Genomic DNA, 14,448 nt, shown 5'->3' with positions numbered 1-14,448 from the left:
TTTGAACGCTATTCTGTGTGAATAACGTGAACTGAGTTCGTTAGAAAACAAATTGGTCTCAAAAGTAACAAATAACGTCATCTGAGTTCGTTAGCAACGACGTGTCGCTTATTTCGCAATTTCCCATACGTTTGAATGTTATGACACACTCTGTAAAAACGAATGCCTCAGAATCAACCATCATCAATCAAAGATGAATTCTGAATTATACAATCGCGTAACGAACACCAGACACCTTATTTGCGATAAATCTGCCTGTTTTTCAATCTAACGAACTCAGCGCCGCTTATTTCACGATTTTCCACATGTTTGAACGCAATTTTGTGTAAATAACGTGACTTGAGTTCGTTAGAAAACAAATTGGTCTCAAAAGTAACAAATAACGTCATCTGAGTTCGTTAGCAACACCGTGCCGCTTGTTTCGCGATTTCCCACACGTTTGAATGTTAGGAAACAATCTGCAAACCGAATGCTTCAGAACCATCCATCATCATTCAAAGATGAACTCTGAATTCTACAATCGGCTAACGAACACCATTCCACATGTTTGAACGCTATTCTGTGTGAATAACGTGAACTGAGTTCGTTAGAAAACAAATTGGTCTCAAAAGTAACAAATAACGTTATCTGAGTTCGTTAGCAATAATGTGCCGCTTATATCGCGGCGATTTCCCACACGTTCGAACGTAACATTGTGTAAATAACACCATCTGAACTCGATAGGGTGAAGCCAACGCGACTCAAGCGCCCATTACACCGAAGAATCGAAGCAATCGGCGATTGAGTCGCATCATAAGTGCAATGTTTCTATGCTAGTTGGAAGCTTTTTGCGCTGAGATAATCAGGAACATTGGTCTGCGATTCTCATCAAACATCAGCGGGTTATTCATCATTTCCTCCGAAGGCATAGGTTCCTTAATGGCCTTTAACTCAAAGCCAGCACTAATTACGTCGTTCATATATGTTGAAACGGTGCGATGATATTTAATCACATTATCGGTTAGGAAGGAGGTTTTGCGTAAGCCTTCTGACTGATATTGATCAACTGGCCAGTGCAGACGGTTTCCATGGTCATCATAATGCCAATCTTGTTCATCACGGGAAGTGAATATAGGATGCTCCACTGAAAAAATGAAGGAGCCTCCCGGCTTTAGACAAGCATGTATCTTTTTGCACAGGGTATCAAAGGATTCGATATAGTGAAAAGCTAATGAGCTGATAACGATATCAAATTGAGAATCTGAGAATGCGATATCTTCAATCGGCATTTGTATGTAGGTAATGGCGGCGTCATTCGTTTGCTCCCGAGCTTTTTGCAGCATGTTCTCAGAAATATCAACACCTACGACTAAGCTTGCTTGCTGTTCACGAGCGTAGAGGCAATGCCAGCCGAAGCCGCAGCCTAAATCAAGCACGCTTTTACCATTTAAGTCTGGCAGTAAGGATTTGAATACATGCCACTCTCCCGCAGCTTCAAGTCCATGGGTGGAACGAGCCATTTCCTTATATTGCGAGAAAAAAGTTGAATCATCATATTTATTTTGTTTCATTCCATTGTACCCCCATATACTAAAATAGCCTTCACCAACATGCTAACTGAACTTTACTCATTTATCAATAAACCTGGCTTTACACTACTGCTCTTTGTTGAAATCACGCATTACTAGCCTAATATAATAAAATACCCCTTTCTGCTCTATATAAAGCAAAGGAAAGGGGCGCTTTATAAATAATCTAACTGTGTTGCGATTATTCGCAGAGAGCAGAAAGTTTTAGCCAAGCTTCGTTTTACGATAATCGGAAGGCGTTACGCCAAAGCTCTTCTTAAACATTCTGTGGAAGTAGGAGCTGCTCGTATAGCCGCTCTTCACCGCGATATCTACAATGGACAAATCGGTATTCTCCAAATGCTCCTTCGCACGTTCCATACGTACATTATTAATGACATCAACAATAGTAGCCAGCGTCTGCTGTTTATATACCCGGCTCAAATAGATGGAGGACATGTCTAATTCATCAGCAATCCAGTTCAGGCTCAAATTCGGATTCGCGTATTCCTTTTGGATAAGATCATTAATCTTGCGAATTAAATCACCTTGTTTGGTGGAGCGCTTCATGGAAAGCTTCATTTGAATGTCATCGAACAAGGAGAAGAAAACTTCATTAAGCTCATTAATCGTTTCAAAATGATCCGGCGTTGGAATATGGATGCTTAGGCTTGCTTCAACGTCCAAGCTGTTGTTTTTTTGGATCGTGAACAAAATATTGTTGACGGTCATCGTTAGATGCGAGATGGCTAGCTGAACGACATGGATCGGATATTGCGCCGTCTCCTGTACGATTTCTGCAAACAGTTTTTTGGCTTCCTCGGTCTTTGAAGTCATTAAGGCATCGGTTAATTTCCGCTCTTTGTCAGCGGGGAAGATATATTCCTTCGATTTCAGAGCTATGATATCCTGTCCGTTAATTAGAGAGCCAAGACCATAGAACAAGCGATGCTGCGATGCTTCCTTCACCAGCTTGTAATGGGTAGAGAGCTGCTGTGCCTGAAAGGCCTCAGGGCTATACGTAATCGAGAGACCAATCTTCAAAAAGTCCAACGAGGAACGCTGAATTTTGGCAAGCATATCTCGAAGCATCTCGTCATCAAGCTCATCGGATTCGTCGGGTCGGCCTAGAAGCATGATGACATAATCGGCATCCATGTCGACGGTTTCTACGCGATAATCGTTATGAGCAATCTCGGAAGCGATATTCATAATAGCAAACTTATAAACATGCAGATCGTCGCCGCGATTTTGCTTCAGAGCCGCGAGCTCGTCAATTTTTAAGAGGACGACGCGGTAACGCGCATGAAAATCGAATGTAATTCCGCTGACCATCAGCTTCTGCAGCTGTGCGTTCGTTTGCAGCGATTGCGAGCCTTGGATAAGGCTGCGCAGCATATTTTGCCTAATGGTATAGGAGCTGTTGCGTTTTTCTGTTTCGAGAATGTTCATCTTATTCATAATTTGATGAATAGGACGATACAGCATACGAGAGAGCAGCCATGAAATGAATAAGCCGATGGCCAAAATAATGACAGCAATCATGATCGTTGTATTTCGGATGGAATAAATAGCTTTAGTTACATGCTTGTATGGTGTCACACGTACGTATTGCCAGTCCAAGGAGTCGGGAGAAGTATACGAGATAAGAGACTTCTTTCCGTCAAAGTCGGCAACAACATAACCAGATTCTTTGTTTTTAATCTTTTCATTAATGATGCGGTTATCCTCGTTGCTTAGTTTTTTAGGTAAAAGGGTATCGCCGGATAACAGAAGGTTCTGATTGTCGAGAATATAGGATTTACCCTCGCTGTCGCTCTTATTGACGCCAATGTCTTTGTTGATCCAAGCGGAAGAAATATTAATAATAACAGCAGAATTAATCGTCTGCGTACGACCGATAGCATCATAACCTAAATAGGTATAAGCCTTCGTTAACTGCTCACCGGTGAGATTAACCGTTTTATACGTTCTCGGAATAGGCGTGAACGGACGATACTCCTGGTAGTTATCGAGAATATCAAGTATCCCTTTATCCGCAAGCTCCTCTTTATTGAACGTGCCCCCTTCGGCTTGACGGCTGGCAGTGTAGAACAAGCCATTGGCCGAATTGTACACATAAATGGATTCAATGAACGGCATAGAGTTCAAATAGTTGTTCAATTCGTTCATCGCTGCCGTGACATCATAGATGTTAGGGTCATTGTAGAACATTAGCTTAGAGACACTGAAGGTTCGATAGATTTGAAAGGAGAGGGACTGTGCGCTCTCGGTCATACTGATAACTTCTTTACTGGTTTGGGTTAGATTGCTGACGTCTGACTGGTAGGCTTTCTTCAAATCAATCTGCATGTAAGTGAAGAAATTAAACAAGGAGGATACCATTAGAGTAAGAACGATGCACAAAGTGATCGTGAACAGCAGCTTACTGTATAGTTTTCCGTTGTTTTTCAATTGAACAGCTGGCATGTTGGCTCCCCCTTTATATATGTAGAACATTTTGGAATTAACATGGTTAACTGTATTAGCGTAAGCGCTTCCCTAGATAGCCAAACGTTGATCGTGTGCCTTTTAGGAATTAGTTTAAATATTTCACTAGTCAGCTCGCTGATACAAGGAACATTATAATCTTCCCTTGCAGCTTGGTGCAATGAACCAAATAAATGAAGGTGAATGAACTTGATTTTATGGAGTGAACAATATAAACCACAGTGAACTTATCGGCGAAACGCTGGAAGTTGGATGACAACGGGGTGCTTTATCCGTTAGAATGTCACGGAATTCGACGCTAATGGCAGAAGGGACCGTGAAGATATGATTAATACGAAGTTGAAGCAGATTTGGTATGGAGGAGATTATAATCCGGATCAGTGGCCGGAGGAGATATGGCATGAGGATATGCGTCTGTTTAAGGAAGCGGGAATTAATGTAGTGACGCTTCCTGTATTCAGCTGGGCGAAGCTGCAGCCATCGGAGGATACGTATGATTTTGGCTGGCTGGACAAGCTGCTGAACCTCATCGCGGAAAATGGGATTTATGCTTGTCTCGCCACATCAACCGCTGCACAGCCGGCATGGATGTCGCGCAAATATGAGGATGTGCTGCCTGTTGATGTGGATGGAAGGAAGCGCACGCATGGCGCACGTACGAACTTTTGTCCAAACAGCAAGACCTACCGCAGATTATCGGGTCAGCTGGCAAGTAAATTAGCCGAGCGATACAAAGATCATCCGGCACTGCTCATTTGGCATATTAACAACGAATACGGCACGCATTGTTATTGCAGCAGCTGTGCGGCGGAATTCCGCGAATGGTTGAAAGTGAAATACGAGACGATTGAGCGGCTGAACGCGGAGTGGAATATGAGCTTTTGGGGACACACCGTCTACGAATGGGAGGAAATCGTACCGCCATCCAATTTAAACGGAGATAACCGTAATTTCCAGCCCATGGCGATTGATTACAAGCGATTTATGTCCGATTCTATTCTCGGTTGCTACCAAATTGAATATGCGGAGCTGAAGGCGGTTACGCCGGATATTCCGATTACGACGAATATTTGGGGCTTATTTAACGGTCTTGATCTGAAAAAATGGGGCGAAGCGATGGATGTTGTCTCTTGGGACAGCTATCCGCAAATGAATGAGCCTATGGGCAATGTGGCGATGCGCCATGACTATATGCGCGGCTTAAAGGACGGCAAGCCCTTCATGCTGATGGAGCAAACACCGAGCCAGCAAAACTGGCAGCCTTATAACAGCTTGAAGCGTCCCGGCGTGATGCGGCTTTGGAGCTATCAAGCCGTTGCGCATGGCGCCGACACGGTTATGTTCTTCCAGCTTCGCCGCTCATTCGGGGCATGCGAGAAATATCATGGTGCAGTTATCGAGCATGTGGGTCACGAGGATACGCGAGTATTTCGTGAATGTGCTGCGCTCGGGCGTGAGCTTGATGAGCTTGGCGATCGTTTGCTGGATTCGGAGGTTCATGCCGAGGTCGCGTTATTGTTCGATATTGATACATGGAACGCGGTAGAAATTACGAGCGGGCCCAGTGTTGATCTGAATTATTTGGATCAAGCGCAAAAGTATTACAAAGCATTTTACGATCAGAATGTGGCGCTCGATGTGCTTAGTCCGCTGAGCGATTTCTCCAAATACAAAATACTTGTAGCTCCCGTGCTATATATGTTAAAGCCAGGTGTTGCTGAGCGAATTGAAGCACTTGTACAAAATGGAGGCACCTTCATCACCACCTTCTTTAGCGGCATCGTCAACGAGAACGACTTGGTTACGCTAGGCGGATACCCGGGCAAGCTCCGCAATTTGCTGGGACTATGGGTGGAGGAGATTGACAGCCTACTGCCTGAGATGCGCAATAGTGTTGAAATTGGCGAGGCATTTGGCCATGTAGCAGGAACGTATGAGTGTGGTTTGCTATGTGATCTTCTTCATCTTGAGGGAGCGAGAGCAATCGGGACGTATGGCAAAGATTTTTACGCGGGCATGCCAGCGCTGACGGTAAACGCATTTGGTTCAGGTGAAGCCTATTACGTAGCTACAGCGCCGGAACAAAAGCTGTTAGCGGATTTGATCCAAACGTTGTGTGCAAAACATCAGATTGTTGCTCCGTTCACAGCGGCAGCAGGTGTAGAACTCGCACAGAGAGCCAAAGGGGATCAAGTATATACGTTTGTTTTGAACCATAACAGCCATCAATCGACGATTTCTCTCGAAAATGTGAGCTATTTCGACCTATTAACTAATCGTCAGGTGAGTGGAACGGTAGACATAGAGCCGCATGGCGTTATGATTTTGCAAAAAGCATAAGCAATGATTCTAAAAACCACGATTTCGTTCGTCTCGAATGACACTTCGAGCAGACGATCTTGTGGTTTTTTTGACGCCTATTCCGAGTGAAATGGCTTGTTAATACATAAAAGTTTAAATCGTTCACTGTTCATTTCGCTAATTCGTTCACTGACTTTGCAATCTTACTCTTTCTCCCAAAACAGGGGCGGCGTACAGTGAGAACAGCAGACAACACGAAATAGAAAAGAACGCTTTGAGAGGAGACATCATCTGCATGTTGAAAAAAAATGGAGTGCTTAGGGAGCTTGTAACGAATCGTATACTCTTCCTTATGTTATTGCCGGCGCTTATCTTCTTCCTAATTAACTCGTATGTTCCAATGGTGGGTATCTACTACGCTTTCACAAGGTTCGACTTCAACACAAGCTTGTTCAATAGCCAATTCGTTGGACTCGACAACTTCAAGTTTTTATGGAAATCGGGGGTTCTCGCAAGACTAACCTTAAATACAGTCGGCTATAACATCGTATTTATTCTACTCGGAAACGTGCTCGCCATCGCGCTTGCCATTCTATTAAGCGAGCTGCGCTTGCAATGGTTTAAGAAGCTGACGCAATCGATCATGTTTCTACCGTATTTCGTGTCCTTCGTTATTCTAAGTGTCATCGTTTACAACGTGTTCAACTATGAGAGCGGATTTCTGAATTCGACGCTGAAGTCATTCGGATACGAATCATTGGACGTATACAATACGCCATGGGTGTGGGTGTTCCTCATTATCATCTTCTACCTATGGAAAAATATCGGGTACAGCATGGTTATCTACCTGGCATCGATTACTGGAATTAGCGAAGAGTATTATGAGGCTGCCAAAATCGACGGCGCGAACATTTTCCAGCGTATCTGGTACATTACCGTTCCGATGCTGAAGACAACATTCGTTATGCTCCTGCTGTTCGCACTCGGCAGCATTATGAAAGGTCAGTTCGACTTGTTCTACCAGCTGATCGGCAACAACGGCGTGCTTTACAATACGACAGATATTCTCGATACGTATGTGTACCGTTCACTGAAAGTGACGTTTGATATCGGCATGTCGACAGCCGCTGGTCTATACCAATCGCTATTCGGCTTCGTTCTCATCATGACCGTCAACTATATCATCAAGAAAATCAACGACGAGTACGCATTGTTCTAAACGATCTGAAGCAATCGCTATCAGCTAACTGTAGGAGGTACCCATGAAAATCAAAGACGACAATTATATGAAATGGTTTAGACTCATCGCTTTTATAGTCATCCTCATTTCAACTGTAGCCTGCTTGTTTCCGTTCCTGCTCATTATATCTGCTTCCTTTACGCAAAATGAAGCCATTATAAGAGATGGCTACAATCTCATTCCAACCGTGTTTTCTTTTGAGGGTTATGCGACGGTGTTCCGTTTTCCGAAGCAGGTATTGCAAGCCTATGGCGTCACCACGCTAACCACGGTTATCGGCACGACGCTTGGGTTGTTCCTGATGACAATGGCTGGATACGTCCTGCAGCGCAAGGATTTCAAATATCGCAATTTCTTCGCTTTTATGATTTATTTCACGACGCTGTTTGGCGGCGGGCTGGTGCCTTGGTACATCCTAATGACCAAGTATTTGAAGCTTACTGACAAGCTTGAAGTGTTGATATTGCCGGGTCTTATGACGCCTTTCCTTATTATTCTGATGAAAAACTTTATCCGCTCCGCAGTACCGGATGAGGTTATTGAATCCGCTAAAATCGACGGCGCAAACGACTTCACCATTTATAGCCGGATTGTGCTTCAGCTATCGATGCCGGGTATCGCAACCGTAGGTTTGTTCCTAGCGCTTCATTATTGGAATGACTGGTTTACTTCCTCGTTGTTTATTAACGACACGACGAAGTACCAGCTGCAATATTACTTGTACAACGTTATTAATGCGATGAGCTTCGTTGCGCAAATGGGCTCGGGAACGGGCGTCTCGCTAGGCTCCGACATGCCGACAGAATCAACGAAGATGGCGATGTCCATTATCGTTACCGGACCGATCCTATTCTTGTATCCGTTCGTGCAGCGTTATTTTGTAAAAGGATTGACGATTGGTGCGGTTAAAGGTTAGAACTAGACAAGGGAACTATCATTCCGCGTTTAGCTAACATAGATAAGAACTTATTAAAGGGAGGATTCACATGACTAAGAAAGCAGCAAAAGCGGTCTCCATGTTTCTATCCATCATCGTGCTTATTACAGTGCTAGCAGCTTGCGGATCGAATAACAATGGAAACAGCGGCAGTAGCGCCACCGATGCTCCAAAAGACACAGAGGGTACAACTAACGAAGGCGCAACGAATGAAGGCGGCGAAAAATCAGGTATCGATACGTCGAAAAAAGTGGAATTGCAATTTTATATGTTGGGCGATGCTCCTAAAGATATCGCTTCTATTCAAGAGCAAGTCAACAAAATGGCATTGGAAGATTTGAATGCTACTGTTAAATTCAACTACACGTCTTGGACAGATTGGGATCAAAAGTACAAGCTACTGCTTGGATCAGGCCAACAGGTTGACTTGATCTTCACAGCGGATTGGACGCAATACCAATCGTATGCGAAGAAAGGCGCTTTCCAAGCGCTCGACAAGATTCTTCCCGTGGCAGCGCCTACGCTTAACTCATACGTGCCAGCAGATATGTGGGAAGCTGTAAAAATCGACGGTCAAATCTACACGGTTCCAGCTACGTACAAGGAGTATGTAACAGATGGTTTTGTATGGCGTGAAGATCTTCGCGAGAAATACAATCTGCCTACACCAGTAGATATTGCAACGTTCGAGCAATACCTAGATGGAATCAAGAAAAATGAACCAACGGTTACACCGCTTTCGATGAACTCGGATGTGAAAACAAACCTAATGGATCGTTTCATTGGTATTTCCCACTCTCCAGTTGGTGCGCTGCCATACGGTATCGGCATCGACTATGCAACACCTAATGAAGTACATTCCTACTGGGGTTCAGATGAGCAAGTTCAAGATTTGACGGTAATGAAGCGTTGGCAGGATAACGGCTACATGGTGAAAAACGTGCTGGCTGTTAAAGATACGCTGCAGGATCAAATCACAAGCGGCAAAGCTGCAGCAATTATTGGGGACAACCCGACTCGCTATAATGATATGGTAATCAAAATTCAAGCAACTCACCCGGATTGGAAGCTGGGCTACCACCCATTCCCAAAAACAAATGGAATTGCAACGCCAGTTCACCCAATCCACAACGGTTTCGCTATTCCAGCTAGCAGTAAAAACGCTGAGCGCGCGCTTGCGTTCTACGAGAAGCTGGTTACGGACAAACGCTACAACATGCTTACGCAATACGGTGTAGAAGGCAAAAACTATGAAGTAAAAGACGGTTATTACTCGATGATCGGCGATTCGAACTCGAACGGCTTCCCTCGTGAGGGAATGAACGGTTGGGCTTGGAGAAACCCTGAGTTCATGCTGTTCGACAAAAACTATGATGGCGTAAAAGCGATCTTCGATGAGCTTGATAAAATTCAAGTGCCTGATAAATTCACAGGTTTCGCAGAGGATTACACACCTTACCAAGCAGAGAGAGCAGCACTTGAGCAAGTAGAGAAACAATACCTGTTCCCGCTGAATGCAGGTCTCGTGAAAAACGTAGAAGATGGCGTAAAAACGTTCATGGAAAAAGCAAAACAAGCAGGCCTTGAGAAAATTCAAGCGGAATACACGAAGCAATGGCAAGCGTATGTTACGGAGCAAGGCATTAAATAAGACAGTTTAAGAAAACAGATCATTCCTCTTAGGAGGATGATCTGTTTTTTTTGTTATAGCAAATCTATTCTAATGCTTCAGCATGACCCGCCAATTGAAGCAGCTCATCAACAACAATGCCTGGCTGAAAGCTATGAAGGGAATGGGAGCTGCCTTTCACGATGGTTTGCTTACCTGAAACAGACCAGGAAGGAAGAGCAGCTTCACTGTCTGCCCATGACTGATCATCGTCCAGCTTGCCAAAATAGTCCGCAGTCAATACGGTAATGGGAATTTTCAGCGGTTTTCCTCCCTCAAGCACCATTTTGGCATTCTCTCGGCTTTGGCTCATTTCATCCGTCATATTTCGGTTTCCAGTCCTTAGCAGCAAGGCTTTGCGGTTTAATTCCTTTAGCTCCTCCGGCAATAGCTTCTCCCCGTTGCTTTCATCGGATAGCCATTTGGCGAAGCCATCCACATGATACAAAGCCCGCAGGATGCCAAATGTCCGGAGTCCTTTTTGCATCCAAGGAATAAGAGAAAGCTCCGGGCTGGACTTGTAATATTCAGGGCTTCCGCCCTCTATAAGCAGAATGCCTTTCACTTCTTCTGGAAAGCGTTGCGCGTACCGGATGGTTTCCAGAGAGCCCATTGAATGGGCGGCAAAAATATAAGGCGGCTTCTGCCCAGAGGCCTGAAGCAGCTCATGAATCTCGTCGGTAATCATGTTGATGTCCCGCTTTCTGTCTGTCGTATCACTGTATCCGTAACCGAAACGGTCATAGACCGCAATCTTCACATGCTGCTTCAGTCCTTCATACAAAGGATAAAAATCGGCATAGGGATTCGTCGTTCCCCACCCTGAAGCAAAGACGATTGTTGCATCACCTGAACCTTCCGAATAGAGATGCATTTTGCTGCCTGCTACATTATACAGTTTCCCGGTAGGTCTATATGTTTTTCGGTCCTGCTTGGAACCGTACCATTGATAAGCGGCTCCGAGACCTGCCAGCACCACAAGAATGACGAGCAGGTATAAAATAATTTTGCGAACCAGCCTCCACATGTTCGGCTTCTCCCTCCAAATATAAAATTCCATATTTTTCTAATATACAGAGATCTAGCAGAATTTAATACCGCCTTTGGTAAGGGGGAAGCCCCGTCTTTGGTCGGGTCAGCAGACTGTAAGAGCTAAGGGACGTAATGTAGTATGGAAGAATTGAATTCATCGCCATGTGGGCTTTATGCAGAGAAAGAGCTCGATTCCGAAGTGGAATCGAGCTCCTTTTTTATCAAATGTATAGGTTGATGAGCTGTGACAGGTTTCTGATTGTTAGTAAAAGATCTATTTAGCTACGGTTTCTAGTGCGACTTCAATCATATCGTTGAAGGTCGTTTGTCTCTCTTGTGCAGTCGTTTGTTCTCCAGTAAGAATATGATCACTTACCGTTAGGAGGCTGAGACCTTTTACGCCGAATTTAACTGTTAAATAATAAAGTGCGGCTGTTTCCATTTCTACTGCCAATACGCCATGGCGGCCTAGCTTGGTCACGGCATCTTTGTCTTCTGTGTAGAAAACATCAGAAGACAGCACGTTACCTACGCGCAGGTTAAGGCCTTTTGCCTCTCCAATTTCATAAGCGGTCTTAATTAGATCAAAGTTTCCAATCTGAGGGAAGTCAAACCCAGGGAATTGGTTGCGAATGATAGCCGAATCGGTAGCCGCTGCTTGCGCAATAAGAACATCGCGGAGATTCACATCATTTTGAATAGCGCCGCATGTTCCGATACGAACGAGATTTTTGGCACCATAATCGTTGATCAATTCTTGAATATATATGGACGCAGAAGGCATACCCATTCCTGTACCTTGAATCGATACTCGGTTGCCCTTATATGTGCCTGTAAAGCCTAACATGCCACGGACATTGTTGTAACAGACGACATTTTCGAGGAAGGTCTCCGCAATATACTTTGCGCGCAGCGGATCTCCTGGTAATAAGACGGATTCTGCAATTTCGCCAATCTTTGCTTCAATATGAAAACTCATGTGAATTCCCTCCAATGTTTCTTATCGTGCATCACAATAAAGAATGCACGAGAATCATAGCATGATTCGATATCCACATTATGTTAAAGGGATTACTATACTTTTGTGAACTGGTTCACAAAATAACTGTTAGCGCAGTTACGGAAATAAAGCGCTGTCATTTGTATTATTAGGTGCACGGCATCGTTAAATGTTATGCCACTTACGCATTGCAGGAAGCTCTTCGGTTTCATTACAGATCGATTCTATCATTTCCTTATCAAGGAGGTATAAGTACTTATCACGAATGTCGATCAGTCCTTCGGCTTGAAACTCACCCAGCGTTTTGGAGATGGATTCTCGCGTGACTCCGAGCATGTTGGCGAACAAGGATTGATTAATTTTTAAATCGATTTTGTATGCGTTATCACTGGCGACTCCATAGTTGTAATAGAGATCCATAATGAGATTAACTACTTTTCCACGTACGTCATGGAAGGTCAAATAACGAATCATGCGATTGAGCATCCGAGTTCGCTCTACAAGAATTTTGTAAGCGTTTCGCAGGATGGAAGGATATTGATCCACAAGCTGCAGGAAATCCCGTTTTGACAGCAGCCAAACGTTGACGTCTTCTAAGGCTTCTATGGATGAGATCCGATGATTGTCGCTGGAGAGGGCTTCTACTTCTCCAATGATATCGCCGGCACTAGTAATACTCAGAACGACTTCTTTTCCTTCGTACATGCGATAAATCTTGATCATACCTGAGCGAATAAGATAAACCTCGTCACTTTGGTCATTTTCAAACATTAGAACATGGTTCTTCTTGAACCGTCGTTCTTTGAGCAATGGGGTTATTTTTTGCAATTCATCCTTAGGAATGTCCGAGAAAATCGAGATGTCTGAGATGTTGTCGATCATAAGAATTTTCCTTTCGCATTTCAATATTTAAGCAACTCTTAGGTAAGAGATTGCGAAACGGCTAGAAACGTATTGTAGCATGGATTGGGTGGAAAATAGCAATGCATGGCCTTAGCTTTTTTTTGTGAAATGAGGTGTATTTATGAAATTCGAGCGAATAAGCGTGATTGTGCTGGATAGTGTTGGTATCGGTGCATTACCGGACGCTGCAGCTTTCGGAGATGAAGGCAGCCATACCTTAGGACATATTTGCGAGCAAGTACCAGACATGAAATTACCAAATCTTACAGCTTTGGGTCTAGGTAATATTGCACCACTCGCTACCATCTTGAAAGCGGTTAAGCCTCTAGCATGTTATGGCAAGATGGCGGAGGTATCGGTAGGCAAGGATACGATGACGGGTCATTGGGAACTCATGGGACTCGAAGTAAAGGTGCCCTTTCAAGTTTATTCCGATGGATTTCCAGCGGAATTGATTGAGAAGTTCGAAGCCATGACCGGTCGCAAGGTGATTGGAAACAAGCCGGCTTCTGGAACTGAAATTTTGGACGAGTATGGAGAAGAGCAGCTCCGAACGGGCGCATGGATTGTTTATACTTCCGGAGACAGCGTATTCCAAATCGCAGCTCATGAGGATGTTATTCCATTAAATGAGCTATATCATGCATGTGAAATTGCGCGTGAGCTAACCTTGAATGATCCTTATGTAGTTGGCCGAGTCATAGCGAGGCCTTACATCGGTGAGCCGGGCGCTTATAAACGCACACCTAATCGGCATGATTATGCACTCAAGCCTTTTGGAGAAACCGTGCTTGATCATCTGAAGAACGAAGGCCTCGATGTTATTTCGGTCGGGAAGATCAACGATATTTTCACAGGGCAAGGAATTAGTGAATCCTATCCAACAAAGAGCAATTTGGATGGCATCAAGGCAACGATTAAGCTGCTGAATCGGCCTTTCCACGGATTGTTATTCACAAACTTAGTTGATTTTGATTCTTTATACGGCCATCGCCGCGATCCTAAAGGATACGCTGCGTGCCTTGAAGAGTTCGATCAATATGTACCAGAGCTTATGCAGCAAATGAGCGACAACGATTTACTTATCATTACGGCTGATCACGGCAACGACCCAACTGCGCCAGGAACGGATCATACCCGTGAATATGTACCCATCTTGATCTACAGCCCATCGTTAGCAAAGGATAGCGTTTCTATTGGCATAAGAAACACATTTGCTGATTTAGCTGCAACGATTGCAGAAAATTTCATGGTCACTAAACCAGCTATCGGGGAAAGCTTCTTGGATTTGTTAGTAAAACAAACCAATAACGAGGAATAAAACATTAG

10 protein-coding genes are annotated in these 14,448 nt (G+C 44.1%); 5 read left to right on the top strand and 5 right to left on the bottom strand.

The features are described 5' to 3' along the window. Positions 1–812: 812 nt before the first annotated feature. Together BK120_RS32600 and BK120_RS32595 are read right to left on the bottom strand one after the other, a co-directional pair. Positions 813–1,550 carry a class I SAM-dependent methyltransferase gene (locus BK120_RS32600; RefSeq protein WP_076271635.1) on the bottom strand — a complete coding sequence of 246 codons (738 nt, stop codon included), beginning with the start codon at positions 1,548–1,550 and terminating at the stop codon, positions 813–815. A gap of 222 nt (positions 1,551–1,772) precedes the next feature. Then, positions 1,773–4,016 (bottom strand): AraC family transcriptional regulator, encoded by a 2,244-nt coding sequence (locus BK120_RS32595; protein WP_076271634.1) that lies wholly within the window; start codon positions 4,014–4,016, stop codon positions 1,773–1,775. A 345-nt stretch (positions 4,017–4,361) separates the two neighbouring features. Here BK120_RS32595 and BK120_RS32590 point away from each other — a divergent pair, with 345 nt between their 5' ends. The 4 genes from BK120_RS32590 to BK120_RS32575 all read left to right on the top strand — a co-directional run bounded on the left by BK120_RS32590 (position 4,362) and on the right by BK120_RS32575 (position 10,166). Continuing rightward, the gene (locus BK120_RS32590; RefSeq protein WP_076271633.1) at positions 4,362–6,377 is read left to right on the top strand and encodes a beta-galactosidase; all 2,016 of its coding nucleotides are present in this window, start codon (positions 4,362–4,364) and stop codon (positions 6,375–6,377) included. Between the two features lie 256 nt (positions 6,378–6,633). After that, positions 6,634–7,557: an ABC transporter permease gene (locus BK120_RS32585; RefSeq protein WP_083682713.1), complete on the top strand. Its 924-nt coding sequence runs from the start codon at positions 6,634–6,636 to the stop codon at positions 7,555–7,557. Positions 7,558–7,600: 43 nt separating this feature from the next. Continuing rightward, positions 7,601–8,494 (top strand): carbohydrate ABC transporter permease, encoded by an 894-nt coding sequence (locus tag BK120_RS32580; RefSeq protein ID WP_076271631.1) that lies wholly within the window; start codon positions 7,601–7,603, stop codon positions 8,492–8,494. A gap of 64 nt (positions 8,495–8,558) precedes the next feature. After that, on the top strand, positions 8,559–10,166 hold the full coding sequence (locus BK120_RS32575; protein ID WP_179089946.1) for an extracellular solute-binding protein: 1,608 nt from the start codon (positions 8,559–8,561) through the stop codon (positions 10,164–10,166). Positions 10,167–10,230: 64 nt separating this feature from the next. On the opposite strand, the gene BK120_RS32570 is transcribed toward BK120_RS32575, so the two are convergent. The 3 genes from BK120_RS32570 to BK120_RS32560 all read right to left on the bottom strand — a co-directional run bounded on the left by BK120_RS32570 (position 10,231) and on the right by BK120_RS32560 (position 13,098). Next, positions 10,231–11,211, bottom strand: coding sequence for an alpha/beta hydrolase (locus BK120_RS32570; RefSeq protein WP_076271629.1), 981 nt, complete (start codon positions 11,209–11,211; stop codon positions 10,231–10,233). 279 nt (positions 11,212–11,490) lie between these two features. Beyond that, positions 11,491–12,195, bottom strand: a complete 705-nt coding sequence (deoD, locus tag BK120_RS32565) for a purine-nucleoside phosphorylase (RefSeq protein ID WP_076271628.1) — start codon at positions 12,193–12,195, stop codon at positions 11,491–11,493. Between the two features lie 186 nt (positions 12,196–12,381). Next, a complete protein-coding gene (locus BK120_RS32560; protein ID WP_076271627.1) occupies positions 12,382–13,098 on the bottom strand; it encodes a Crp/Fnr family transcriptional regulator in 717 nt (238 codons plus the stop codon). A gap of 142 nt (positions 13,099–13,240) precedes the next feature. Between BK120_RS32560 and deoB the strand changes: the two genes are divergently transcribed. Beyond that, on the top strand, positions 13,241–14,440 hold the full coding sequence (gene deoB, locus BK120_RS32555; RefSeq protein ID WP_076271626.1) for a phosphopentomutase: 1,200 nt from the start codon (positions 13,241–13,243) through the stop codon (positions 14,438–14,440). The last annotated feature ends 8 nt before the right edge of the window (positions 14,441–14,448 follow it).

This window comes from Paenibacillus sp. FSL A5-0031, assembly GCF_001956295.1.
Lineage (GTDB): Bacteria > Bacillota > Bacilli > Paenibacillales > Paenibacillaceae > Pristimantibacillus.
This window is presented reverse-complemented; position numbering and strand designations above follow the sequence as displayed.

Coding starts and splice junctions, on each gene's coding strand:
- BK120_RS32600 (WP_076271635.1), bottom strand. CDS start 1,550: ATGAAACAAAATAAATATGATGATTCAACTTTTTTCTCGCAATATAAG.
- BK120_RS32595 (WP_076271634.1), bottom strand. CDS start 4,016: ATGCCAGCTGTTCAATTGAAAAACAACGGAAAACTATACAGTAAGCTG.
- BK120_RS32590 (WP_076271633.1), top strand. CDS start 4,362: ATGATTAATACGAAGTTGAAGCAGATTTGGTATGGAGGAGATTATAAT.
- BK120_RS32585 (WP_083682713.1), top strand. CDS start 6,634: ATGTTGAAAAAAAATGGAGTGCTTAGGGAGCTTGTAACGAATCGTATA.
- BK120_RS32580 (WP_076271631.1), top strand. CDS start 7,601: ATGAAAATCAAAGACGACAATTATATGAAATGGTTTAGACTCATCGCT.
- BK120_RS32570 (WP_076271629.1), bottom strand. CDS start 11,211: ATGTGGAGGCTGGTTCGCAAAATTATTTTATACCTGCTCGTCATTCTT.
- deoD (WP_076271628.1), bottom strand. CDS start 12,195: ATGAGTTTTCATATTGAAGCAAAGATTGGCGAAATTGCAGAATCCGTC.
- BK120_RS32560 (WP_076271627.1), bottom strand. CDS start 13,098: ATGATCGACAACATCTCAGACATCTCGATTTTCTCGGACATTCCTAAG.
- deoB (WP_076271626.1), top strand. CDS start 13,241: ATGAAATTCGAGCGAATAAGCGTGATTGTGCTGGATAGTGTTGGTATC.